Below are 23,244 nucleotides of genomic sequence, written 5' to 3'. Positions count from 1 at the left end.
GCCCGGGCGGGAAATCGGGTCAGGCGGCGGTGGACCAGATGGCGCGGAAGGCGGCGGCCTCGCCGGCCAGCCACTGCTCGACCTGTTCGGGCTTGATCGTGTCGGGCATCCGGTGGGCCTCGCCCCGCCGCACGTCGACCAGGACCGGCTCGGCGTGCGGGAGCACCGCGTCCATGTGCCGGGCCATCAGGTGCAGCGTGGCCAGTGTCGCCTCCTCGCTCGGCGGGGCCTCGTCGAAGTGCAGCCGGACCGCCTCGGCGTGGCCGTCGGCGTACCGGACGCCGAAGTGCGGGTTGATCTTGACGGGCAGGTCGCCCAGCATGGCGAGCGCGTCGCGGGTCTGGGCCAGGTCGATGCCGGCCGGCTCGCCGAGGGACTCCAGCCAGGCCGTCGCCCCCGGGACGAGCGCCTGGTAGAGCGGGCGCCACCGGGGCTTGACCACGTCGGCCACGCCGGCGAGGTGAGTGCCGCCGGTGTGGAAGGCGATGTCGGCCTTGAGGGCCTTGACGAACTGGCCGTGCGGGTTGAACCCGTGCCGACTGGCCCGCTGCTTGCGCAGCCCACCGACGAAGGTGGCCTTGGTCGGCCCGGTGCGGTCGACGTACCGGGTGAAGCCGAGGAGCGTGGCGTAGGGGGTGAGCGGGGCGGCGGAGGTGGGCGCGGTCACGGCGTCCTCCCAGGTCAGGAACTCGATTAGTACATACATTCTAATCGACGGGGGTGACATCGCCCAGGGAACGAAAGGGGCCGCCCGGACACTCCGGACGGCCCCGCGAAACTCTTTTCTACAGCTGCCCGACCTCGGTGATCCGGACGACCGCGGCGCCCGCCTCGTCGGACGCGGCGAGGTCCACCTCGGCACTGATGCCCCAGTCGTGGTCGCCCTCGGGGTCGTCGAGGATCTGCCGCACCGTCCAGCGTTCCCGGCCCTGCTCGATCATCAGCAGCGCCGGCCCGCGCGCGTCGGGGCCGACCCCGATCGAGTCGTACGACTCGAAGTACGGCTCCAGCGCCTCGGCCCACGCGTCGGCGTTCCAGCCCGCCGCGGAGTCCAGCTCGCCCAGGTCGTACCAGCGGCGCAGCGCGGCCAGCTCGACCCGGCGGAACAGCGCGTTGCGCACCAGCACCCGGAAGGCGCGGGCGTTGCGGGTGACCGCCGGCGGCTTGTCCGCCAGGGAGGAGGCCAGCTCCGCCACGTCGGACGGGTTGCGCAGCCGCTCCCACTCGTCGATCAGGCTGGAGTCGACCTGGCGTACCAGTTCGCCCAACCACTCGATGAGGTCGACCAGTTCCTCGGTCTTGGCGTCCTCGGGCACGGTCTGCCGCAGCGTCTTGTACGCGTCGGCGAGGTACCGCAGCACCAGGCCCTCGGAGCGGGACAGCCCGTAGAACTGCACGTACTCGGTGAAGGTCATCGCCCGCTCGTACATGTCCCGGACCACGGACTTGGGGGCGAGCTGGTGGTCGGCGACCCAGGGGTGCCCCTGCCGGTACATCTCGTACGCGGCCTCCAGCAGCTCGGCGAGCGGCTTGGGCCAGGTCACCTCGTCGAGCAGTTCGAGGCGGGCCTCGTACTCGATGCCCTCGGCCTTCATCGCGGCCACCGCCTCGCCGCGGGCCTTGAACTGCTGCGCGGAGAGCACCTGCCGGGGGTCGTCGAGGATCGACTCGACGACCGAGAGCACGTCGAGGGCGTACGAGGGGGACTCGACGTCGAGCAGCTCGATCGCGGCCAGCGCCAGCGGCGACAGCGGCTGGTTGAGCGCGAAGTCGAGCTGGAGGTCGACGGTGAGGCGGACCCGCCGGCCGGCCTCGTCCGGCTCGTCGAGCTGTTCGACCACCCCGCCGGCGCGCAGCGCCCGGTAGATCGCGATGGCCCGGCGGATGTGCCGGCGCTGGGCGGCCCGGTCCTCGTGGTTGTCGGTGAGCAGGTGCCGCATCGAGGCGAACGCGTCGCCGGGGCGGCCGATGACGTTGAGCAGCATCGAGTGGCTGACCTGGAAGCTGGAGGTCAGCGGCTCCGGCTCCGCCTCGACCAGCCGCTCGAAGGTGGGCTGCCCCCAGCCGACCGAGCCCTCCGGCGGCTTCTTCTTGACCACCTTGCGCCGCTTCTTCGGGTCGTCGCCGGCCTTGGCCAGCGCCTTCTCGTTCTCGATGACGTGCTCGGGGGCCTGCACCACGACCCGGCCGAGGGTGTCGAAGCCGGCCCGTCCGGCCCGCCCGGCGATCTGGTGGAACTCGCGGGCCTTGAGCAGCCGGGTGCGCACCCCGTCGTACTTGGACAGGCCGGTGAAGAGCACCGTGCGGATGGGCACGTTGATGCCGACACCCAGGGTGTCGGTCCCGCAGATGACCTTGAGCAGGCCGGCCTGGGCGAGGGTCTCCACCAGGCGGCGGTACTTGGGCAGCATGCCGGCGTGGTGTACGCCGATGCCGTGCCGGACCAGCCGGGACAGGGTCTTGCCGAAGCCGGAGGTGAACCGGAAGTTGCCGATCGCCTGGGCGATCATGTCCTTCTCGGCCCGGGTGCAGACGTTGACGCTCATCAGCGCCTGGGCGCGTTCCAGCGCGGCGGCCTGGGTGAAGTGCACGACGTAGACCGGGGCCTGCTTGGTCTCCAGCAGCTCCTCCAGGGTCTCGTGCAGCGGGGTCATCGCGTACGAGAAGAGCAGCGGGACCGGCCGCTCGGCGGAGCGGACGACGGCGGTGGACCGCCCGGTGCGCCGGGACAGGTCGTCGACGAACCGGGTGGTGTCGCCGAGCGTGGCCGACATCAGCACGAACTGCGCCTGCGGCAGCTCGATCAGCGGCACCTGCCACGCCCAGCCCCGGTCGGGCTCGGCGTAGAAGTGGAACTCGTCCATGACCACCTGGCCGACGTCCGCCCGGGACCCCTCGCGCAGCGCCAGGTTGGCCAGGATCTCGGCGGTGCAGCAGATGATCGGGGCGTCGGCGTTGACGCTGGCGTCGCCGGTGAGCATGCCGACGTTCTCCGCGCCGAAGACCTCGCAGAGGGCGAAGAACTTCTCCGACACCAGCGCCTTGATCGGCGCGGTGTAGAAGGTGGTGCGGTCGTCGGCCAGGGCGGCGAAGTGCGCCGCGATCGCGACCAGGCTCTTGCCGGAGCCGGTCGGCGTGTTCATGATCACGTTCGCGCCGGAGACGATCTCGATGACCGCCTCCTCCTGGTGGGGGTAGAGGTCGAGGCCGCGCTCCTTCGCCCAGCCGGCGAACGCGTCGTAGAGGGTGTCGGGGTCGGCGCTTCGAGGCAGCGCGGCAGTGAGCGTCATAGCCGCTCCATCGTGCCCGCCCCCCACCCCCGCCCGCCAACCGGGTACACGCCCCCCGCCCGCCCCCGCCCTTCACGCACCGCAGATTCAGAGAAAGCGTGGCTATTCCCGCCCCGACAGGCACTCTTTCTCTGAAAGAGGCGCCCGGCGGCGGTGGGGTGGGGGCGGCGGCGGTTGGGTGGGTCAGGGGTGGCGGGGGTGGATGAGGTCGAAGATGGGGCGGCCGGCGGTCAGGGCGCGGCGCTCGAACTTGGTGACCGGGCGGTGCGGGGGTCGGGGGGCGAAGCCGTGGTGCGGGTCCGCCAGGCCGGGGTCGGCGGTCAGAGTCTCCCGCATCGACTCGGCGTACTCGGCCCAGTCGGTGGCGCAGTGCAGGGTCCCACCCGGCCGCAGGCGGGAGCGGAGCAACGCCACGTGCTCCGGCTGGATGATCCGCCGCTTGTGGTGCCGGGCCTTGGGCCAGGGGTCGGGAAAGAAGACGTGCACCGCGTCCAGGGCGTCGGTCGGCATGGCCCGGACCAGGTCCAGCGCGTCGCCCTTGGCCACCCGGACGTTGGTCAGCCCGTGCCGTTCCACCAGTTCCAGCAGGTTGCCGAGGCCGGGCGTGTGCACCTCGACCGCCAGGTAGTCCCGGCCCGGGTCGGCGACGGCCATCGCCGCGGTGGCGTCGCCCATGCCGGAGCCGATCTCCAGCACCACGGGAGCGCCCCGGCCGAAGAGCGCGCCCGGGTCGAAGGGGCCGTCGAGCTCGGCGATGTCGACGCCGTACTCCGGCCAGAGCCGTTCCAGCGCGTCCGTCTGGCGGCCGCTCATCCGGCCGCGGCGGGGGTGGAAGGTGCGGATCCGGGCGGCCGGCGGGGCCGCCGGAACGGCGGGGTTCTGGTCGATGGAGGTCACAGCGACCCGAGCGTACGCGACGGATCCGGCGTATCGGATGTGATGTACGCCCGGGGGTGAGACGATTCATCCCGTACGGCAGGCCGGGCGCTCGCTGTCCCGGCGCTGCCCGAGGCGGCCGGAAGGGGGCAGGATGTCGATCACGCTCCAGCGCACCGCGTTGGCCCTCACGATCGGTGCCCTCGGCCCGGCGCTGCTCGGGGCGGGCGCGGCGCTCGCCGCCCCGCCACCCGCGGTGGCCCCCGCTCCGGGCGGGCCGGCTGAGGGCTGGCCGCGGCAGGCCGCCGAGCCGCAGCCGACCCCCAACGTGGTCTTCGTCGAGGTGCGCCCGAGCATGGTGCAGCCCGGCTATCTGGTCGGCATCCGGGCCAGCTGCCGGGACAACTCGATCCCGGCGACGGTCGTCTCCGACGCCTTCGGCCGGGTGCAGGTGCACTCCCAGCGTGGTGAGCTGACCGCCTCGGCCGAGGTCCGGGAGCGCACCCGGCCGGGCAACTACCGGGTCAAGCTGGAGTGCCGGGACGGCGCGACCGCCTCGACGATGCTCCAGGTGGTCAAGTCGATGAAGCCCAGCCCCGGCCCGCACACCGGCTTCGGTGGCGCCGCCGGTGCCAACCTCACCGGCCTGCTCGTACCCGGTGGCCTGGCCCTGACCATCGCCGGGGCGACCGTCGGCATCATCGCGGCCCGCCGCCCCCGTGGCGCCGCCCGAGGCTGAGCGGCACGATGGCCTCGCCACCCGCCTCGCCACCGGCCGCCCGCGGCGACCGTGCCTCGGCACGCAGCCCCTGGTCGGTCCCGCTGGCGGCGGCCCTGGTGCTGCTCGGCGTCTTCGCCACCGGCGCCGGTCTCGGGCGTACCGTCGGGCCGCTGGACTGGGCGGCCGGCCAGCAGCGCCCGGCGGACGCGCAGGAGCGTCCCGCCGCCGGGCGGGGTGGTGGACTGCCGGCCAGCCGGCCGGTGAGCCTCGCGGTGCCGGCCATCCAGGTGACCGCCCCGGTGGCCCCGGTGGGCAAGGCGAAGGACGGGTCGATCGACGTGCCGCCCCTGAACCGGCACCACGAGACCGGCTGGTACGACCGCGGCCCGACCCCGGGGGAGCCGGGCCGGGCCATCATCGTCGGGCACGTCGACTCCACGAGCGGCCCGGCCGTCTTCTACGACCTGCGCAAGCTCAAGCCCGGCGACCGGATCGAGGTGACCCGCGAGGACCGCAAGGTCGTGGTGTTCACCGTCGACTCGGTCGAGTACTTCGACAAGACCCACCTGCCGGCCGACCGGGTCTACGGCGACGACGGGCGGCCGGCGCTGCGGCTGATCACCTGCGGCGGCGCCTGGGTCGGCGGCCGGACCGGCTACGAGGACAACGTCATCGCCTTCGCCTCGCTGGCCGAGACCCGGCAGCCCTGACCGGCCGGGCGCTCAGCCTTTGCCGGTGACCTGCTGGACGACCTCGAACTCCAGCAGCGTGGCGCCGGAGGCCACCGGTCGCCGCTGCTCGCCGCCCTCGCCGCCGGCGTGCGCGGCCCGGGCCGGGCCGGCCGCCCACGCCTGGTACGCCTCCTCGCTCTCCCACCGCGTGTAGACGAAGTAGCGGCTCTCCCCGGCGACCGGGCGCAGCAGCTCGAAGCCGAGGAACCCGGGGGAGTTCTCCACCGCGCCGGCCCGGGCGGCGAACCGCTTCTCCAGCTCCTCGCCGGCGCCGGACGGGACGTCGATCGCGTTGATCTTCACGACTGCCATGGCTCCACCCTAACCAGCGGCCGATCAGCCGGCCGGACGTCCCGCCCGCGCCCCGAAAACGGCCGGGCCCGCGGACGCGGCCCGCGCGGAGGCGCGACTCAGAACGACTCGACGGCCGGCACCAGCTCGGCGTCGACCACGATCGGGGCGTGGTCGGAGGGGCCCTTGCCCTTACGGGCCTCCCGGTCGACGTACGCGGAGCGGACCGCCCGGGCGAACGGCGCGGAGGCGTAGACGAGGTCGATCCGCATGCCCTTGTTCTGGTGGAACATCCCGGCCCGGTAGTCCCAGTAGGTGTAGGGGTGCGGACCCTTCATCGGGGTCGGCACCACGTCGACCAGCCCGAGGTCGCGCAGCGCCGCCAGGGCGGCCCGCTCGGCCGGCGTGACGTGGGTGGAGGTGACGAAGAGCGCCGGGTCCCAGACGTCGGCGTCGGTGGGGGCGACGTTGAAGTCTCCGCAGACCGCCACCGGCGCCCCGCCGGCCAGCTCCGGCTCCAGCGCGTCCCGCAGGGCGGCGAACCAGGCCAGCTTGTACGCGTAGTGCGGGTCGTCGGGGGAGCGGCCGTTCGGCACGTACACCGACCAGACCCGGACCCCGTCGCAGGTGGCCGAGATCGCCCGGGCCTCCGGCTCGGGGAAACCGGGCTCGCCGGGGAACCCGACCGCCACGTCGGCCAGGCCGACCCGGGACAGGATCGCCACCCCGTTCCACCGGCCGTCGCTGTGGCTGGCCACCTCGTAGCCCAGCTCGCCCACCTCGCTGGGGAAGGCGCCGTCGGGGCACTTGGTCTCCTGCAGGCAGACCACGTCCGGGCCGGTGGTGGCCAGCCAGTCGAGCAGTCGGGGCAGGCGGGCCTTCACCGAGTTCACGTTCCAGGTCGCCAGACGCATGCCTTCAGCCTGCCGTATCCGGCCCCGGCATGCCGGTCCAGCCGGGCCGGCGCGCCGCATGATCGGCCCGGAGCCGGCGGTGGGCGGGCCGGCATCGCGAGGACGGCGGTCGGCCGTATCCGGTCAGTGCCCGGCTGGGCCGGCCACGGCGGTCGGCGCCCGTGGTGACGGCGCCGACCGCCGGTCGTCCGGCGGTCGGGCCGGTCAGCCGTTCGGGGTGTCGCCGGGGCGGGTCTGCTCGGCCAGGAACCGCTCCAGCTCCGCGCCGAGCTCGTCGGCGGTGGGCAGCGGCCCGGCCTCGGCGGCCAGCAGGTTCTTCTCGCCGCGCCCACGGGCGAACGCGTCGTACTGCTCCTCCAGGGCCTGGACCAGCGCGGCGGCCTCGTCGGTCTGGGCGACCTGCCGGTCGATCTCGACCCGCACCACCTCGGCGGCCGTGCGCAGGCTGTCGCTGGGCAGCAGCAGCCCGGTGCTGCGGGAGACCGAGGAGAGCAGCACCTCGGCGGCGGCCGGGTACTCGGTCTGGGCGACGTAGTGGGGCACGTGCGCGGCGAAGCCGATCGCGTCCCGGCCCGCCTCGCCGAGCCGGTACTCCAGCAGGTGGCCGACGCTGCCGGGGACCTGGACCCGCTGGAGCCAGGGCTCGTAGCCGGAGATCAGCTCGCGCCGGGTGGCGTGCGCGGTCACCCCGGTGGGGCGGGTGTGCGGCACGGCCATCGGGATGGAGTTCAGCCCGGCGGTGAGTCGGACGTCGAGTCGGGTGGCCAGGGCGGCGACGGCGGCCACGAACCGTTCCCACTGCAGGTCCGGCTCCGGTCCGGTGAGCAGCAGGAAGGGGGTCTCGTCGTCGTCGTGCAGCACGTGCAGCGCCAGCTCCGGCGCGTCGTAGTGCTCCCAGTGGTCCTCGACGAAGGTCATCACCGGGCGGCGGGAGCGGTAGTCGAAGAGCTGGTCGACGTCGAAGGTGGCGATCTGACGCGACTCCAGCGAGGTGAGCAGCTGCTCACGGGCCAGGCGGCTCGCGCTGCCGGCGTCGACGAAGCCGGTCAGGGCCTGGATCAGCACCGGCTGCCCGAGGTCGGGCAGGTCGTCGGTGAGCTGGTAGAGCTCGTGTGGGTCGAGCACCGGTCGGACCTCCTGAGGAAACGCGCGTACGGGCCGCCGTGCGCGCACGGCTCCCGGTTCGCCGAACGTACCCGCCCGCGGTATCCATTCCAGCAACGGGCGGTTCGCGGCGATCCTGGCGAGCAAAGACGGACGAAGCGCGCATTTCGCCGATCATGCGAGGCGGGGTTGTCCGTTGGTCTACCGATCGCTCATACCAATGGGGGATATGGTCGATCATGTTGGCCGGGGCGGCGGTGTCGACCCGGTCGTTCCGGGACTCCCGCCGCCGGGGGGTCTTCCCGAGATGCCGGTTCTGCGGGGTTGCGCCCTGCGGCCACAAGGCACCGCCGACGCGTCCCGGTTCGACTCGTCGGATTGTGGCGAGGGCCACTCGCTCACGGTGGGTGGCCCGTGAAATGCCTGCCTAACGTCGTCGGATGCGTGACGACGACACCATCGACGACCAGTACGCCCACGAGGGCCCGACTGGCCGTTCGGACGATACCCCCTCGTCCGTTCAGGTCGGCGTTCTCCGTGGCACCGAGGCCGCTCCCTCGCTCCGTACCCGCCTCGGCTCCCTCATTAACCCCCTGACCCGCCGCCCGTCCCGGGTGGCGCTCGCCTCCGGCGTGGTCTGCTGCCTCGGCGTGGCGGCCTTCGCCGGCGTGCAGGCCCTGCCGGCGGATCGGCTCGACCCGGTCGCCGCCCAGCCGGCGCTCGCCGAGCGGGCGCAGGAGGGCGCCGCCTCCCGAGGCCAGGCGCGTCCCCCGGTCACCGCGACCCCGACCCCCGCCGCGACCCCGACCGCCGCGCCGTCGCCGACCGCGACGAAGAAGGCCAAGCCGAAGCCCAAGCCGAAGCCGAAGCGGATCGCCCCCGTCGCCGGCCTGGACCAGGCCCAGATGGACAACGCGAAGGCCATCGTCAAGGCGGGTCGGAAGATGGGCGTGCCCCGCCAGGCCCTGATCATCGCCGTGGCCACCGCGATGCAGGAGAGCAACCTCTACAACTACGCCAGCGGCGTGCTGCCCGAGTCCCAGAACTACCCCCACCAGGCCATCGGCTGGGACCACGACTCGGTCGGGCTGTTCCAGCAGCGGCCCAGCAGCGGCTGGGGCGAGGTTCGCGACCTGATGGACCCCGAGTACGCCACCCAGGCGTTCCTCTCCGCGCTGCTGGAGATCCCCGGCTGGCAGAACCTGGCGCTGACCGACGCGGCCCAGGCCGTGCAGGTCTCGGCGTTCCCGTGGGCCTACGCCCAGCACGAGTGGCGGGCGACCGAGGTGGTCGAGGCCATCCTGGCCTGATCTGCCCGGGTTGTCGGTTGCCGGTTGTCCGTTCGGGGTACACATGATGCACGACCACCGAACGGAGGACGACATGTCACTGGTGCAACGGATCAGGATGTTCCTGCGGTCGCCGCGCGGGCAGCAGTTGGTCGACCGCGGCCGGCGCGAGTTGGCCAAGCCGGAGAACCAGGCCAAGCTCAGGCAGGTGGCCAACCGGTTCTCCAGCCGCCGCCGCTGATCGTCCCCCGCTCGCCCTCGACACCGGGAGCCCCCGTGACCGACTCCGCCCCCGTCGACGACGAACCCACCGCCCCCACCCCGCCGCCGGCCAGCCCGGCGGCGGCGGTCACCCCGCCGGCCGCCCGCACGGGCGAGCCGGACGCCCCCGAGGCGCCGCCCGCCCGGCTCTGGGACCGGATGCGAGAGGACCCGCAGTACGCGCCGGAGCACCTCGCCCTGGAGGCGGTGCGCCGGCTGGGGCCGGAGGCGGCCGAGTGGGCGGCTCGGGCCCGTGCCGTGCGCCCCGACGTCTCCGCCGACGACCTCGCCGAGCAGGCGGTCCGCAAGTTCGTCAACCAGGCCCGCCTCTCCGGGGCGGTCTCCGGCGTCGCCGGGCTCCCCGGCGCCGTCATCGACGTCGGCGTGCTGGCCTGGACCCAGGCCCGGCTGGTGCTGCACATCGCCGCCGCGTACGGGGTGGACCCGGTGCACCCGGACCGGGCCACCGACCTGCTGGTGCTGCAGAAGGTGCACAAGGTCGCCGAGAGCGCCCGGCTCGCCCTGGGTGTGGCGGCGGGGCGGGAACGCGCCGGGGCCCTGTTCGGCCACGGCGCGCAGAACCCACTCGGCAAGGTGATGCTCCGCCTCGGCGTACGGCTGGCCCAGATGGCCGGGGTCCGCGCGGCGAAGCGGATGTTCGCCAAGGTCGTGCCGGGCGCCGCCATCGTCCTCGGCACCTGGGCCAACTCGTCGGCCACCAAGGACCTCGCCGAGCGCGCCCGCGCGCACTACCGGACCGGTCAGGGCGGCGTGCCACAGCCTCGCCGTTCCTGACCTGCGCGGCAGCACGGCGGTGTCCCGGTCTCCGGGGCACCGCCGCTTCGCGTGCCCGGTGGGCAACAGCGGTCCACGCCGCCTGCGGTCGGCGGCCGATCGTTCCACCTCGGCCTCTGCCGAGCGTCCCGGTGGCCCGCTCGGAATGCTCGTCAGAGTCGCCAGCCGGCGGTGGAGAAGCTGACGTCGGCGAGCCGGTTCTGCCCGGCCACGTTGGGGTGGAACCAGTCGAGCCCGTTCACCTCGTCCAGGGTGAAGCGCACCCGGTGCACCGCCCCGCCGTCGTGCCGGCAGCGCGTCCCGTACGCCCGGCAGGCCGCCTTCAACTGGGCGTTGTAGTCGTCGATGCGGTCGCGGAACCGGGCCCGGCGGGCCCGGTCGGCCGGGGCGGTGGAGGTCGGGTCGGCCAGCAGCGAGGGGCAGATGCCGGCCCGCCAGATCCGGGTGGCCCGCGCGTCGGTGTGCCCGACCTCCCAGAGCCGGTACAGGTCGGGGATGCTCACCACCAGCACGCGGGCCTTCGGTCGCCCCTTGCGCAGCACCCGCAGGCCACGGTCGACCTGGGTGCGGAACGTCGCCACCGGCGTCATCGTGTCGATGTCGTCTCGGCAGGCGTCATTGGCGCCGATCAGCACGGTCACGTAGTCGGCCTTGTCGCGTACGGCCGCCTGCGCCTGCCCGGCGAGCGCCTCGGCGCGCGCCCCCGGCACGGCATGGTTGTGGGCCCGGCCGCGGATGCCCGGGTTGGCGTCGAGCAGCCGGCGGTAGTGGCTCTCCACCCGGATGCCGTCCCCTGTGGACCAGGAGTTGCGCTGGCAGGAGGTGAGCACGAGGCAGGAGCCGAAGCCGGTGGTGATCGAGTCGCCGAGCGCGGCCATGGTGGTGGGCAGGCCGGACTGGCCGGACTCCCGCGTCGGCCGGGGCGAGGCGCTGCCGCCCTCCTCGCACGCGAGGGCGACCAGCGCCAGCAGGCAGGCGACGGCGGCGACCCAGCGTCGAGGCATTGTCTTCCCCCGGTCCGGCGGCGCAGAGCGACAGCGCGGTAACTCTACGGGGGCGGCCGGCCGGGTCGGGCCGTTCGTGTCGACTTTCGGGCAGAGTAAATATTTAGAAACATGAATTTGGTAGGACGGGTCAGCGGGATGCCCGCCACGGCGGCCGCTGCCCGTGCAGCCACCAGTGCAGCGCCCGGGTGATCCGGGGCAGCACCAGGTACGTCATCAGCGGCGTCAGGCAGAGCGTCATGAGCAGCGTCCGCGCGGCCAGCGGCACCCCGCCGATGAACCGGGCGGTGAGCAGGGTGGCGGCCAGGCTCAGCGGAAAGAACGCCAGCCAGATCGTCACCGCCTGCTTCCAGCGCGGCGGGGACACCGGCGCGGCCGGCTCGCCGACGGCCGGCGCCAGGGTCTCGACCACGTGGTCGACCGGCGGGTCGAACCAGCCTTCGATCCCGGTGCGCCGCTCGACCCGGGTGTGCTCGACGATGCCCTGCGCCGAGGTGAGCCACCAGTTCCGCTGCGGGGACTCCTCCCAGCGGCGCAGCGTCTCGTGGTCGGCGAACCGGTAGAGCATGTGCCACTCCGGCGAGCCGGGGCCGCTCTGGACCCAGCCCACGCCGAGGAATCCCGGGAAGCTCTCGGCCAGCGCGCTGCCGGCCCGCATCCAGGCGACCATCTCGTGGGCGCGCGCGGGGTCGACACGCCGGGCGATGGCGACGGTCACCGGCACCGCGTGGGTCATGGTCATGCCCTCATCCTTCCCGCCCGCGCCGGTGTCGGCCCGGTCGTGGCGCACCGGTGTAACGCAACCCACCGCCCGCCGCATCCGCCGCATACCCGCTCGGTGGCCGGCATCACCGCCCCGCCCTTCCGAGCCACCCCGGACCCCGGACCCCGGAGCCCGTCGGCCCCGGCCCGGTTGCCGGGGTGTCGTGGTGCGGGATCGCGCGACCCGCCGCGAACCGGGCCTGAGGTCCGGTTCGCGGGTGGGACGGCGGCGGTCGGTGCGGCGGCTGGGGCGGGGCGGTTAGGCCCCGTCCTGCGGGGGTAGGCCGGAGGAATGACGAGATCGCAGCCCCGGCGTGCCCGTGGCACGGTCGGCCACGCGTACAGCGCGTTGAACCTCCGGCTCGCGCTGGCCCTGTTCGGCCTGGTCACCATGACCGTCTTCGCGGTGCTGGCGTTCTGGGCCGACGTGCTCTGGCTGGGTGTGGTGTGCGCGGTCTTCGCCGTGGTCGCCGTGGTCGACCTGGTCGTCATCCAGCGCCGCCGCGCCGCGCGCCGCCGTGAGGAGCCGGGCGTACGGCACTCACTCTTCGAGTGACAGGAGTACGAGATGCCCATCGCCACCACCAATCCCGCCACCGGCCAGCTGCTCAAGTCGTACGAGCCGATGTCGGCCGAGCAGATCGACGCCGCGATCGACCGGGCCGACGTGGCGTTCCGGGACCTGCACGGCACGACGCTCGCCCAGCGGGCGCAGTGGATGAACGCCGCGGCCGACCTGCTCGACGCGGAACGGGACGACACCGCCCGGCTGATGACCACCGAGATGGGCAAGACGTACGTCGCGGCGCAGGCCGAGGTGACCAAGTGCGCCACCGCCTGCCGGTTCTACGCCGCGAACGCGGAGCGGATGCTCGCCGACGAGCCGGCCGACGCCGGCGCGGTCAAGGCCAGGCGGGCGTTCGTGCGGTACCAGCCGATCGGGCCGGTGCTCGCGGTGATGCCGTGGAACTTCCCGCTCTGGCAGGTGATGCGGTTCGCCGCGCCGGCGCTGATGGCCGGCAACACCGGCCTGCTCAAGCACGCCTCCAACGTGCCGCAGACCGCCCTCTACCTGGAGGAGCTGTTCCGCCGGGCCGGCTTCCCCGAGGGCGCGTTCACCACCCTGCTGGTCGGCTCGGAGGCCGTGGACCCGATCCTCAGCGACCCGCGGGTCCGCGCCGCCACGCTGACCGGCAGCGAGGGGGCGGGCCGCTCGATCGGCCAGATCGCCGGGCGGGAGCTGAAGAAGACGGTGCTGGAACTCGGCGGCAGCGACCCGTTCGTGGTGATGCCGTCGGCCGACCTGGACCGCGCCGCCGAGGTCGCCACCACCGCCCGCTGCCAGAACAACGGGCAGTCCTGCATCGCCGCCAAGCGGTTCATCGTGCACACCGACGTCTTCGACGCCTTCGCCGAGAAGTTCGCCGCCAACATGTCCGCGCTGCGGGTGGGCGACCCGATGGACGAGAACACCGACGTGGGGCCGCTGGCCAGCGAGCGCGGCCGGGACGAGATCCACGCCCAGGTGCAGGACGCGGTCGACCACGGCGCCACCGTGCTCTGCGGCGGCGAGAAGCCCGCCGGCGCCGGCTGGTTCTACCCGCCGACCGTGGTCACCGACCTGAACCCGCAGATGCGGATGTGGTCGGAGGAGGTCTTCGGGCCGGTCGCCGGCCTGTTCCGGGTGTCGTCCTACGCCGAGGCGATCGAGGTCGCCAACGGCACCGCCTTCGGCCTCGGCTCGAACGCCTGGACCACCGACCCGCAGGAGCAGGAGCGCTTCGCCGTCGACCTGGACGCCGGCAGCGTCTTCATCAACGGGATGACCACCTCGTACCCGGAGCTGCCGTTCGGCGGCGTGAAGAACTCCGGCTACGGCCGGGAGCTGTCCGCGCTCGGCATGCGGGAGTTCTGCAACACCAAGACCGTCTGGGTGGGCGAGGGCGCGGCATCGGCCGGTGCCGGCGCGCACGCCGAGTAGTCCCGCTTTTGGCCGGACACCGTCATGGGTAGGGAGGAGCCCATGACGGTGTTCGGCTTCCACGCCTCCCACGAGCAGATCCACCCGAGCCGGCTGCTGGAGGCGGTGGTCCGCGCCGAGCGGGCCGGCTTCGACGCCGCCATGTCCTCGGACCACTTCTCGCCGTGGAGCGCCCGGCAGGGCCAGTCCGGCTTCGCGTGGTCCTGGCTCGGCGCCGCCCTCCAGGCCACCGGCCTGCCGTTCGGCGTGGTCAACGCGCCCGGCCAGCGCTACCACCCGGCGATCATCGCGCAGGCGATCGGCACCCTCGGCGCGATGTACCCGGGCCGGTTCTGGGCCGCGCTGGGCACCGGCGAGGCGAGCAACGAGCACATCACCGGCGACGGCTGGCCGCGCAAGGACGTGCGCGCCGCCCGGCTGCGCGAGTGCGTCGACGTCATCCGGGCACTGCTCGCCGGCGAGGAGGTCAGCCACGACGGCCTGGTCCGGGTCGACCGGGCCCGGCTCTGGACCCGCCCGGAGCAGCCGCCGGCCCTGATCGGCGCGGCGGTCAGCGTCGCCACCGCCCGCTGGTGCGCCGAGTGGGCCGACGGCCTGATCACCGTCAACGCCCCCACCGCGCACCTGCGGCAGATGATCGACGCCTACCGGGACGCCGGTGGACGCGGCCCGCTGCACCTGCAGGTGCACGTCAGCTGGGCGCCCGAGCAGGCCGAGGCCGAGGCGATCGCGTACGACCAGTGGCGCAGCAACGTCTTCGCCCCGCCGATCTGCTGGGACCTGGACACCGCCGAGCACTTCGACGTGGTCTCCGAGCAGGTGCCGATGGAGAAGGTCGCCGAGGTCGTCAACATCTCGGCCGACCCCGGCCGGCACGTCGGCTGGCTGGAGGAGTACGTCGAGCTCGGCTTCGACCAGATCGCCCTGCACCACGTCGGGCAGGAGCAGCGCGCCTTCATCGACACGTTCGGCGCGCAGGTGCTGCCGAAGCTGCGGACCACGGCCTGATCACGTCCCGGCCGCGCGCCCCCTAGGCTCGTACCCATGGAGGCTCTGTTCGAGGTCGTGGTCTTCCTCGCGATCGCGACGTTCGGCGCGGCCCTGGCCCGGCGGCTGGGTGTGCTCGCGCCCATCCTGCTGGTGGTCCTCGGCCTCGCCCTGTCCTTCCTGCCCGGCTTCCCGCAGGTGCGGCTCGACCCGAACCTGGTCCTGGTCGGCATCCTGCCGCCGCTGCTCTACGTCGCGGCCCTGGAGACGTCGGTGCCGGCGTTCCGGCTCAACCTGCGGCCGATCCTGCTGCTCGCGGTGGGGCTGGTGCTGTTCACCGCGTTCGTGGTGGGCACCGTCGTGCACCTGCTCCTGCCCGACCTGCCGTACGCGATCTGCCTGGCGCTCGGCGCGGTGGTGGCGCCGCCCGACGCGATCGCCGCCACCGCGGTGGCCCGGCGGGTCGGGCTGCCCCGCCGGATCGTCACCATCCTGGAGGGCGAGAGCCTGCTCAACGACGCGACGGCGCTGGTGCTGCTCCGCGTCTCGATCATCGCCGCGACGGCCAGTGGTGGCCGGGTGGAGTTCGGGGAGGTGGCCTGGGAGGTGCTGCGCTCCGCCGGCGGCGGCGTCCTGGTCGGCCTGCTCGGCGTGGTGGTCTTCGGCCACCTGCACCAGCGGACCAGCGACGCGCTGCTGGACAACGCCCTGTCGCTGATCGTGCCGTTCGCGGTGGTGCTCGCCGCCGAGGAGATCCACGCCTCCGGGGTGGTCGCCGTCGTGGTGACCGGGCTCGGCATCGGCCACAAGATGCCGCGGCTGTTGTCGGCGGCCTCCCGGCTCCAGATCGGCGCGTTCTGGCGGCTGGCCCGGTTCCTGCTGGAGGGGCTGGTCTTCCTGCTGGTCGGCCTCCAGTTGCGCGACGTGGTGCGCGACCTCGACGAGCCGCTCGGCCGGCTGGCCGTCGTCACCGGGGCGGTGCTGCTCGCCGTCTTCCTGTCCCGGTTCGTCTGGCTCTTCCCCGCCACCTACCTGGCCCGGCTGGTGCCCCGGTTGCGGCGCCGGGACGCGGCCCCGCCGCCGCGGGTGCCGATCGTCCTGGGCTGGGCCGGGATGCGCGGGGTGGTGACCCTGGCCGCCGCGCTGGCCCTGCCGCTGACCCTGGCCGGCGGCCGGTCGTACCAGCGGGAGCTGTTCATCTGGCTGGCCTTCGCGGTGATCGTGGTGACCCTGGTGGTGCAGGGCGCCACCCTGCCGCTGGTGGCCCGCCGGCTCAAGCTGCCGCCGGACGACCCGGTGCAGGACGCGCTCTCCGCCGCGGCGGTGCAGCAGCAGGCCAGCAAGGCCGCCCGGGACCGGCTGGACGAGCTGGGGCCCGGCGCGCCGTCGTCGGTGGTGGAGCGGTTGCGTGAGCTGCTGGAGGCACGGACCAACCTGGCCTGGGAACAGCTCGGCGGCGGCGGCCGGGAGACCCCCTCCCAGGCGTACGGCCGGCTGCGGCAGGAGATGATCGACGCCGAGCGGGAGGTGTACCGGGCCGCGCGCGACTCCGGGCGGATCCCCGAGGAGGTGCTGGTGCGGGCCTATCGTGACCTGGACCTGGAGGAGTCGTTGCTGACCCGGGAGGTTGACGAATGAGTTGCCAGCACCTGACCGAGGCGGGGAACCCCGAGCCGCAGGCCGAGGACGTCTGCCCGGACTGCGTCGCCATCGGCAACGACTACTGGGTGCACCTGCGCGCCTGCCTGACCTGCGGGCACGTCGGCTGCTGCGACTCCTCGCCGTACCAGCACGCGACGAAGCACTTCGAGTCCAGCGGGCACCCGGTGATGCGCTCGATCCAGCCCGGGGAGACCTGGCGCTGGTGCTTCGTCGACGAGGAGATCGGCTGACCGCTCCGGTTTCCCGGATCAGTGACGGCCGGCGGCTCTCCGTCGAGCGGCAGCACCGGGCACCGGTGCGGGCAGTCCGCTCGCCGCCCGCCTCGCACCACCGGCGAGAGCACGTCGGGTCAGGGTCGGGACGCCCAGCCCGACGAGCGCGAAGAGCAGGGCCAGCGCGCACCACCCGGCGACCCCGTCGGCGAGGATCGCCCAGGTCAGCAGCGCCGGTCCGGCGGCCCGGGCGAGGCCGGCGAGCAACCCGTCCACCCCCTGGTACGCCCCGATCGACTCCGGCGCGGCCAGGCCGTAGGCGAGTCCCGCGCCGGCGGTGCCGTGCCACAGGTCGCCGACGGTGTAGACGACGGTGGCGAGCAGCAGCAGGCCGGTCGCCGGCCCGGCCGGCATGCCGGTGGTGGCCGCGTACAGCAGCATCGCCACCGCCAGCACCAGGCCGGCCCGGCGCATCGCGGCGGCGGCCGGGACGGCGGTGTCCGAGCCCCGGGCGAGCCGCACGGCCAGCAGCACCGTGAGCGACGTGTTGACCAGCAGCACCGCCGACACCACGGCCGGCGGGGCGCCGGTCCGGCTCACCGTCCACAGCGGCACGACCAGGGTGAGCACCGTGGCGTGCAGTGCCAGCACCGCCGACGCCCCGCTGACGGCCAGGAACGGTAGGTCCCGCAGCGCCCGCGCCCGACCCGGCGTCGCCGGCCTTGCCCGACCCGGCGTCGCCGGGGGTGGGTAGCCGGGCAGTCGCATCAGCAGCGCCGCCGACACCAGATAGGTGATCGCGTTGCCGACCACCAGCACCTGGTACGCCAGGTGCGTGTCGGCCGCCAGGGCGAACCCGGCCAGCCCGGCGCCGAGCGCGATGCCGAGGTTCGCCACCGCGCGCAGGGTGGCGAACGCGGGCACCCGCCCCTCGGGTCCACCGACGGCGGCGACCAGGGCGGCGCGGACCGCCAGGTTGCCGGTGGTGAGCAGCGCGTCCAGCACCGCCACCACCAGGAACACGGGAAACGACCCGACCAGCAGGTACGCCCCGGCGACCGCGGCCTGCAGCAGTTGCAGCAGCGCGCGCAGCGTACGCGGGTCGCGGCGGTCGGCCAGGCCGCCGAGCGGGACGGCGGCGGTCAGCCCGAGCAGCCCGGCGAGGGTGAGCCCCAGCCCGACCGAGGCGGGACTCAGCCCGACGTCCCGGGTCAGGTAGAGAGGCGCGCCGGCCAGCCAGAGCCCCGAGCCGGCGGTGTTGGCGAGCGTGGCGAGGGCCAGGGTGCGCAGCCGGCCGGGCGGCGGCAGCGGCGACCAGCGCCGGTGAACGGTCATCGGCTCGACCGTATGGACCGGTCGCCGCCCGCGGGGACCCGGAGCGGGCGACGCCGGTCACACTTCGTCCTGGGAGTCCCGGTCGGCGGGCGCTCAGGCCCGGCCCACCCACCCGTTCTGGACGGCGTACCAGCTCAGTTGCATCCGGGTGCGGACACCGGCCGTGTCTATCAGGTGGCGCAGCCGGCGTTGCAGCGTACGCAGCGACAGGTCGAGCTGCGTCGCGACCGCCTGGTCGGTGAGCCCGGCGAGCAGCAGCGCGATGATCTTCCGGTCGAGGTCGGTGGGGGCGTCGGTGGCCAGCTCGGCGAGCTGCGCCGGGCCGGCCCCGACGGTGGACAGCTCCAGCGGATGGGCGCGCTGCCATACCGCGTCGAACAACGCCTCCATCGCGGTCAGCAGTCCGCTGCGGTGCAGCAGCACCGCTCCCGGCTCGCCACCGGGCGCCACGGCGAGCGGCACCAACGCCAGGTCGGCGTCGGCGATGGCCAGCTTCATCGGCAACTCGTCGACCACGCGCAGCTCGACGCCGCGGCCGAGGGAGTCGACGGTCTCCTCGACGTGACCGGGCTGCTCCAGCACCGCACGCTCCAGCACGGCCCGGAAGCGGATCCCGCGCTCGACGGCCGCCGGCTCGGCCGTGTTCTCGCCGGGCGGCACGGCGATGAACGGCGCGGTGATGAACAGGCGCAGCTGGCTGCGGGCGGCCTGTTGCAGCTGGAGAAAGCGGTGCCGGATGGCGTCGACGCCGGTCACCACCTCGATCAGCTCGCCGATCGTGCGTCCGGCGACCGCGGCCCGGTGCTCCTCGGCGAGGGTGGCGAGCGCGTGCTCGGCCATCCGGAGCGAGTCCCGCCGCTCGGTGATCAGCGCGCCGAGCCCGACGGCAGGTGGCGTCGCCCGGTACGCGCCGGTGGGGTCGCGGTTGACCAGGCCGACGTCCGCCAGCCGGGCCAGCGCGGTGGCTGCGGCCGGCTCCGCCAGTTCGAGCAGCCCGGCGATCCGCACCGCCGTGGCGCTGGGCTGGTTGAGCAGGGCGCGGTAGACGGCCTCCTCGGCGGGCTCCAGCCCGAGCGCGGCCAGCATCGGTACCAGTCCCTCTCGCCATACGCGGTAGCGGGGAGAGTATGCGCCATGGCTGCCGGCTCCGGTAGGTCGGCACGAGCCGGCGCCCGGCGGGACGGGCCCCGGGGCGTGCTCGCCCCAGGGCCCGCTGAGCTGGCTCATCGCAGGCCGTAGGCCCGGATGATCTCCTGCTCGATGCCGTACCCGCTGTCCGTGGCGGCGCCGGCGCGTACCGAGAGGAACCCGTTCGCCTTGGCGGGCGCGCGGAAGGTGCCGTTCCACCAGCCGTCGGCGTTCCTGGTGAGGGTCACCGACTGCCAGGTGGCGCCGTCGTCGGGCGAGACGTCGAGCGTGACTGTGGTGATCTTGCCCGGGATGGTGATCGCGGTCGAGGATCTCGGCCGCACGGCGATCTGGTGGACGGCGTTCGCCTGGACGTCGCCGCGCAGGTCGGTCGCCAGCCGGTAGTCCAGCTGCAGCACCGAGAACGGCCGGAAGAAGTCCGCGTCGACCGTGTCGGAGCGGAACGTCCACTCGGTGTGGGTGCGGGTCGACAGCCGGAACACGTCGCCGGGGCGTTCCGCGTCGAGGACGGCGCGGTAGGAAAGGTCGCCCGCCGGCACCTCCACCCACTGCATGTCCGCGCTGAACGGGTTGTCGTGGATCAGCGTGTCGCCCTGGAAGACCCGCAGATGGGTCGGGGTCTCACCCCACGGCAGGTAGCCGCCCAGGCGCTGGACCTCGCTGGCGGAGCTCCACGGCTGCACGTTCCAGGTCATGAAGTTCTGCCAGCGCTCGTTGGCCACCGAGAAGGCGTCGCTGAACGCCGGGCGCACCGCCGGGGCGAACCAGTCCAGCCGGGTGGTGGCGCCGGCCGGGAAGGTGTCGACGCCCGACACCACCTCCCACGGCAGGGCGCCGTAGATGTTCTGCGCGTGCGACTCGGCCCAGACCTGGTCCGGGCTGACCCACTCGGTCCTGGTGCCCGGGTGCCACTCGCGCTCGTGCATGCCGAGCGTCGGGATCAGCGTCATGTCGTAGCGGTAGCCGGAACCCTCACCGTCGCGGACGCCGTGGTAGCGGGCGTCGATCCGGGCGAGGTCGTGCTGGCTGGGCCGGTAGACCAGCGGCCGGTCCGGCACCCGCCCCGGATAGTTCCGCGTCAGGTCGTAGACGAAGTCGCTGTACTGGGACTGGTTGAGGGTCAGCTTGCGGCCGAGCCGGGCCAGCGCGATGAGAGCCTTTCCCGCGTCGCGGTGCACGGTGGCGACCGGGATCGGCGACTGGCCGACGTACTCCGTCAGGCCGCCGACGCCGTCGTTGACGACGATGAGGGCTGTGGCGCCGGCGGCGACAGCGGCGGCGGTGCGTTCCTCGGGCGTGACCGCGTCGCTGCGTCGGACGACGACGGCCTTGCCCTTCGCGTCGACGGTCCGGTAGTCGGCGGCGGTACCCGTGCCGGCGTAGGCCGAACCCACGGTGTCGCTGGCGTCCTCCGCCAGCGTGCTGCCCGGCTGCACCAGGGTCTCGAATGCCGTCCGGCCACCCGGTTCGCTGAGCCCGAGCATGGGCTCGCCCTTGCGCCAGCGGGTGGTCAGCGTGAACTGGCCCTGCGTCATCGGCTCGGTGGGGGAGACGTACAGGTCGTCGTAGCTCGGCGGAACCAGGTACGCGTTGCGGAACTCCACGCCGAAGGCGTCCACCACGCTGAAGTCGACCTTGCGCTGCCGGTCCTCGGTGCGTTGCGGCGCGTCGGTCTGCAGCAGGCGAGCCTCGCGCGCGTCCAGGACGACCTCGGTGTCCCGCCGGAGCACGGTCTCCGGATCGACCAGCACCGCCAGGCCGGAGCGGTCCGCCCGCTCGCCGGCCACGTCGAGGTTGGCCGCGACCAGGTACGTGCCGACCGGCATGCGCACGGTCGTCTCGCCATCGACGTGGATCGCCCACGGCCAGAAGTCGCCGGCCTTGCTGAGCCCGACCCAGCCGGCGGCGGGCCTGCCGTCCCGCCCGACCAGCTTGATCTTCAGGTCGTAGCGCTCCTCCTCCTTGACCAGGGCCACCGAGGTGCGGGTCACCGCTCGGCCGGTGGCCGCATCGGTGCCGACCAGGTAGCCGGTGAACCGGCCGAAGTCGGCGGCCCGCGGGTCACCGGTCACCGGCACCGCCGCCGTGCCGCCGGCCGGCACCGTCACCGTGGACCCGCCGAGGGTGAACGGGCCGCCGGTGCTGGTCAGCGCCAGGTTCAGCGTGACGTCGGTGGCGCCGTGGTTGGTGAGGACGAGGTCCCTGGTGACGACGCCGTCGGTCGGTTCGTGCGGCCAGTCGTAGTTGCCGAAGAACAGCGAGCCGGTGGCGGTCACCGTGGTACGCGTGGCGGCGGCGACGTCGAGCCGGCCGGTGCCCACCTCGTACGGCGAGTACCACTCCGCCAGGCCCTTCGCGCTGCTCATCAGGTGCTCCTTGAGCTGGGTGCCGGTCCACCCCGGGTGTTGCTGGGCCAGGATCGCCGCCGCGCCGGCGACGTGCGGGGTGGCCATCGAGGTGCCGCTGATGGTGCGGTACGGGCCGTCCCCGCCGTCGGTCATCGTCTGCGAGCGCGCCGCGGTGATGTCCACGCCGGGCGCCGAGATGTCCGGCTTCATGCCGCCGGACCAGGCCAGCGGGCCGGTGCTGGAGAACCCCGCCAGACCGTCCTGCTTGTCCGTCGCGCCCACGGTCAGGGCCGATGCGGCCGCGGCCGGAGTGGAGATCGTCTCCGGGCCCGCGTTGCCGGCGGCGACGACGAACAGCGTGCCGTACTGCGCGGAGAGCGCGTCGACCGTCTGCGACTTCGGGTCGCTGCCGTCGGAGGGGATGCTGTCGCCCAGGCTCATGTTGACCACGTCGGCACCGGACTCGGCCGCCCACTGCATGCCGGCGATGACCCACGAGTCCTGGCCGGAGCCCTCCGCGCCGCCGAGCACCTTGCCGACGATCAGGTCGGCGCCGGGGGCGACGCCCTTGACGTCGCCGCCCGAGGCGGCGCCGGTGCCGACGATCGTGCTGGCCACGTGGGTGCCGTGCCCGTTGACGTCGGTGATCGCCTCACCGGGCACGAAACTGGCGGTGCCGTCGATCTGGTCCTTCAGGTCGGGGTGGTCGACGTCGACGCCGGTGTCGAGCACCGCGACCGTGACGCCCTTGCCGTCGTACCCCGCCGACCAGGCCTCGGGCGCGCCGACCAGCGGCACGCTCTCCTTCAGGTTGACCTTGACGCGGCCGTCGAGCCACAGCTTCGCCATGCCGGCGCCCAGCTCCGCCTTGCCGCCCCGCGCCGTGCGGGCCGGCGCGACGGCGGACCAGAAGGTACGGGCCTGCTTCTTGTCGGCGGCGAGCGCGGCGCCGTGGATGCCCGCCAGTCTGCGGACCACCTTGCTGCCGCGGGGCGCGCTCGGCGGGACCGCCGCGCGGGCCGTCGGCCCGGCGTACGTCGCGATCAGCGGCACGCCGCCGGCCTTCGCGTCGTCGTAGCCCATCTCCACCAGGTCGGAGACGTTGAACAGCCGCCGGTCCAGCTTGTCGGCATCCAGCAGGGCCGCCGCCTCGTCGGGGACGACGTACAGGTCGCCCTTGATCTCCTGCATGCGCACGCCGCCGACCGCGTCGTCGGGCCGGTCGACGTCGGCGATCTGCCGGCCGTCGGTCAGCGTGGTGACCGTGACGACGTCGCCGGTGACCAGCGTGACCTGGTGGGTCGCGGAGGGCTTGGGTGCAACGGTGGGCCGGGCCGGCGCGGCCTGCCCGGGCGCTTGCGCGACGACGGCGCTGGCAGCCAGTACCGGGACCAGGACGGCCGCCGCGACCAGCTGCCAGCGACCGCGGCGCCGGCGAGATGGCTCTGAGGGTGAGGACATGTCACGGGTCTAGCGGTGCGCCGGCGACCGCGTGAAGGGCTGGTGACGACGGTGTTCTGCCATGGCGCGGA

21 protein-coding genes are annotated in these 23,244 nt (G+C 73.7%); 10 read left to right on the top strand and 11 right to left on the bottom strand.

Annotated elements, in window-relative coordinates; translation table 11 throughout:
* Positions 1-19: 19 nt before the first annotated feature.
* The 3 genes from V6U89_RS15440 to trmB all read right to left on the bottom strand — a co-directional run bounded on the left by V6U89_RS15440 (position 20) and on the right by trmB (position 4,103).
* Positions 20-667: a hypothetical protein gene (locus V6U89_RS15440; RefSeq protein ID WP_154938380.1), complete on the bottom strand. Its 648-nt coding sequence runs from the start codon at positions 665-667 to the stop codon at positions 20-22.
* Between the two features lie 118 nt (positions 668-785).
* On the bottom strand, positions 786-3,290 hold the full coding sequence (locus V6U89_RS15435; protein ID WP_334571732.1) for a DEAD/DEAH box helicase: 2,505 nt from the start codon (positions 3,288-3,290) through the stop codon (positions 786-788).
* 183 nt (positions 3,291-3,473) lie between these two features.
* Positions 3,474-4,103 carry a tRNA (guanosine(46)-N7)-methyltransferase TrmB gene (trmB, locus tag V6U89_RS15430; protein ID WP_334571880.1) on the bottom strand — a complete coding sequence of 210 codons (630 nt, stop codon included), beginning with the start codon at positions 4,101-4,103 and terminating at the stop codon, positions 3,474-3,476.
* Positions 4,104-4,320: 217 nt separating this feature from the next.
* Between trmB and V6U89_RS15425 the strand changes: the two genes are divergently transcribed.
* Both V6U89_RS15425 and V6U89_RS15420 read left to right on the top strand, forming a co-directional pair.
* Positions 4,321-4,905, top strand: coding sequence for a hypothetical protein (locus V6U89_RS15425; RefSeq protein ID WP_334571730.1), 585 nt, complete (start codon positions 4,321-4,323; stop codon positions 4,903-4,905).
* Between the two features lie 8 nt (positions 4,906-4,913).
* Positions 4,914-5,597 carry a class F sortase gene (locus V6U89_RS15420; protein WP_334571729.1) on the top strand — a complete coding sequence of 228 codons (684 nt, stop codon included), beginning with the start codon at positions 4,914-4,916 and terminating at the stop codon, positions 5,595-5,597.
* A gap of 12 nt (positions 5,598-5,609) precedes the next feature.
* Here V6U89_RS15420 and V6U89_RS15415 read toward each other — a convergent pair whose 3' ends face one another.
* The 3 genes from V6U89_RS15415 to V6U89_RS15405 form a co-directional block, all read right to left on the bottom strand.
* The gene (locus tag V6U89_RS15415; RefSeq protein ID WP_088962894.1) at positions 5,610-5,930 is read right to left on the bottom strand and encodes an antibiotic biosynthesis monooxygenase family protein; all 321 of its coding nucleotides are present in this window, start codon (positions 5,928-5,930) and stop codon (positions 5,610-5,612) included.
* Positions 5,931-6,028: 98 nt separating this feature from the next.
* Positions 6,029-6,823, bottom strand: coding sequence for an exodeoxyribonuclease III (locus V6U89_RS15410; protein WP_334571725.1), 795 nt, complete (start codon positions 6,821-6,823; stop codon positions 6,029-6,031).
* Between the two features lie 204 nt (positions 6,824-7,027).
* Positions 7,028-7,948, bottom strand: coding sequence for a proteasome assembly chaperone family protein (locus V6U89_RS15405; RefSeq protein ID WP_334571724.1), 921 nt, complete (start codon positions 7,946-7,948; stop codon positions 7,028-7,030).
* Between the two features lie 419 nt (positions 7,949-8,367).
* Here V6U89_RS15405 and V6U89_RS15400 point away from each other — a divergent pair, with 419 nt between their 5' ends.
* From V6U89_RS15400 to V6U89_RS15390, 3 genes are all read left to right on the top strand, one after another.
* Positions 8,368-9,237, top strand: a complete 870-nt coding sequence (locus tag V6U89_RS15400; protein WP_334571721.1) for a peptidase M23 — start codon at positions 8,368-8,370, stop codon at positions 9,235-9,237.
* A gap of 73 nt (positions 9,238-9,310) precedes the next feature.
* A complete protein-coding gene (locus V6U89_RS15395; RefSeq protein WP_334571719.1) occupies positions 9,311-9,457 on the top strand; it encodes a hypothetical protein in 147 nt (48 codons plus the stop codon).
* A gap of 35 nt (positions 9,458-9,492) precedes the next feature.
* Positions 9,493-10,272, top strand: coding sequence for an EcsC family protein (locus V6U89_RS15390; RefSeq protein WP_334571718.1), 780 nt, complete (start codon positions 9,493-9,495; stop codon positions 10,270-10,272).
* A 152-nt stretch (positions 10,273-10,424) separates the two neighbouring features.
* Here the strand turns inward: V6U89_RS15390 and V6U89_RS15385 are convergent, their stop codons facing one another.
* Together V6U89_RS15385 and V6U89_RS15380 are read right to left on the bottom strand one after the other, a co-directional pair.
* Positions 10,425-11,276 (bottom strand): GDSL-type esterase/lipase family protein, encoded by an 852-nt coding sequence (locus V6U89_RS15385; protein WP_334571717.1) that lies wholly within the window; start codon positions 11,274-11,276, stop codon positions 10,425-10,427.
* A 130-nt stretch (positions 11,277-11,406) separates the two neighbouring features.
* Positions 11,407-12,018 (bottom strand): antibiotic biosynthesis monooxygenase, encoded by a 612-nt coding sequence (locus V6U89_RS15380; protein ID WP_334571716.1) that lies wholly within the window; start codon positions 12,016-12,018, stop codon positions 11,407-11,409.
* A gap of 312 nt (positions 12,019-12,330) precedes the next feature.
* Here V6U89_RS15380 and V6U89_RS15375 point away from each other — a divergent pair, with 312 nt between their 5' ends.
* The 5 genes from V6U89_RS15375 to V6U89_RS15355 are packed head-to-tail and all read left to right on the top strand — an operon-like array spanning position 12,331 to position 16,898.
* Positions 12,331-12,594, top strand: a complete 264-nt coding sequence (locus tag V6U89_RS15375) for a DUF6343 family protein (protein WP_334571715.1) — start codon at positions 12,331-12,333, stop codon at positions 12,592-12,594.
* A gap of 12 nt (positions 12,595-12,606) precedes the next feature.
* Complete coding sequence (locus V6U89_RS15370; protein WP_334571714.1) at positions 12,607-14,019, top strand: NADP-dependent succinic semialdehyde dehydrogenase; 1,413 nt, start codon at positions 12,607-12,609, stop codon at positions 14,017-14,019.
* A 42-nt stretch (positions 14,020-14,061) separates the two neighbouring features.
* Positions 14,062-15,027 carry a TIGR03885 family FMN-dependent LLM class oxidoreductase gene (locus tag V6U89_RS15365; protein WP_334571713.1) on the top strand — a complete coding sequence of 322 codons (966 nt, stop codon included), beginning with the start codon at positions 14,062-14,064 and terminating at the stop codon, positions 15,025-15,027.
* Between the two features lie 36 nt (positions 15,028-15,063).
* A complete protein-coding gene (locus V6U89_RS15360) occupies positions 15,064-16,644 on the top strand; it encodes a Na+/H+ antiporter (protein WP_334571712.1) in 1,581 nt (526 codons plus the stop codon).
* Positions 16,641-16,898, top strand: a complete 258-nt coding sequence (locus V6U89_RS15355; RefSeq protein WP_334571711.1) for a UBP-type zinc finger domain-containing protein — start codon at positions 16,641-16,643, stop codon at positions 16,896-16,898. The genes V6U89_RS15360 and V6U89_RS15355 overlap by 4 nt, the downstream gene beginning before the upstream one ends.
* An 18-nt stretch (positions 16,899-16,916) precedes the next feature.
* Here V6U89_RS15355 and V6U89_RS15350 read toward each other — a convergent pair whose 3' ends face one another.
* The 3 genes from V6U89_RS15350 to V6U89_RS15340 all read right to left on the bottom strand — a co-directional run bounded on the left by V6U89_RS15350 (position 16,917) and on the right by V6U89_RS15340 (position 23,173).
* Positions 16,917-18,215, bottom strand: a complete 1,299-nt coding sequence (locus V6U89_RS15350; RefSeq protein WP_334571710.1) for an MFS transporter — start codon at positions 18,213-18,215, stop codon at positions 16,917-16,919.
* A 93-nt stretch (positions 18,216-18,308) separates the two neighbouring features.
* Positions 18,309-19,301: a helix-turn-helix domain-containing protein gene (locus V6U89_RS15345; RefSeq protein WP_334571708.1), complete on the bottom strand. Its 993-nt coding sequence runs from the start codon at positions 19,299-19,301 to the stop codon at positions 18,309-18,311.
* A 137-nt stretch (positions 19,302-19,438) separates the two neighbouring features.
* Positions 19,439-23,173, bottom strand: coding sequence for a S8 family peptidase (locus tag V6U89_RS15340; protein ID WP_334571707.1), 3,735 nt, complete (start codon positions 23,171-23,173; stop codon positions 19,439-19,441).
* Between the last annotated feature and the right edge of the window lie 71 nt (positions 23,174-23,244).

The organism is Micromonospora sp. CPCC 206171 (assembly GCF_036906755.1).
Taxonomy (GTDB): Bacteria; Actinomycetota; Actinomycetes; order Mycobacteriales; family Micromonosporaceae; genus Micromonospora; species Micromonospora purpureochromogenes.
Note: the sequence above shows the minus strand (reverse complement) of the source record. Positions and strands in the feature narration are given on the sequence as shown.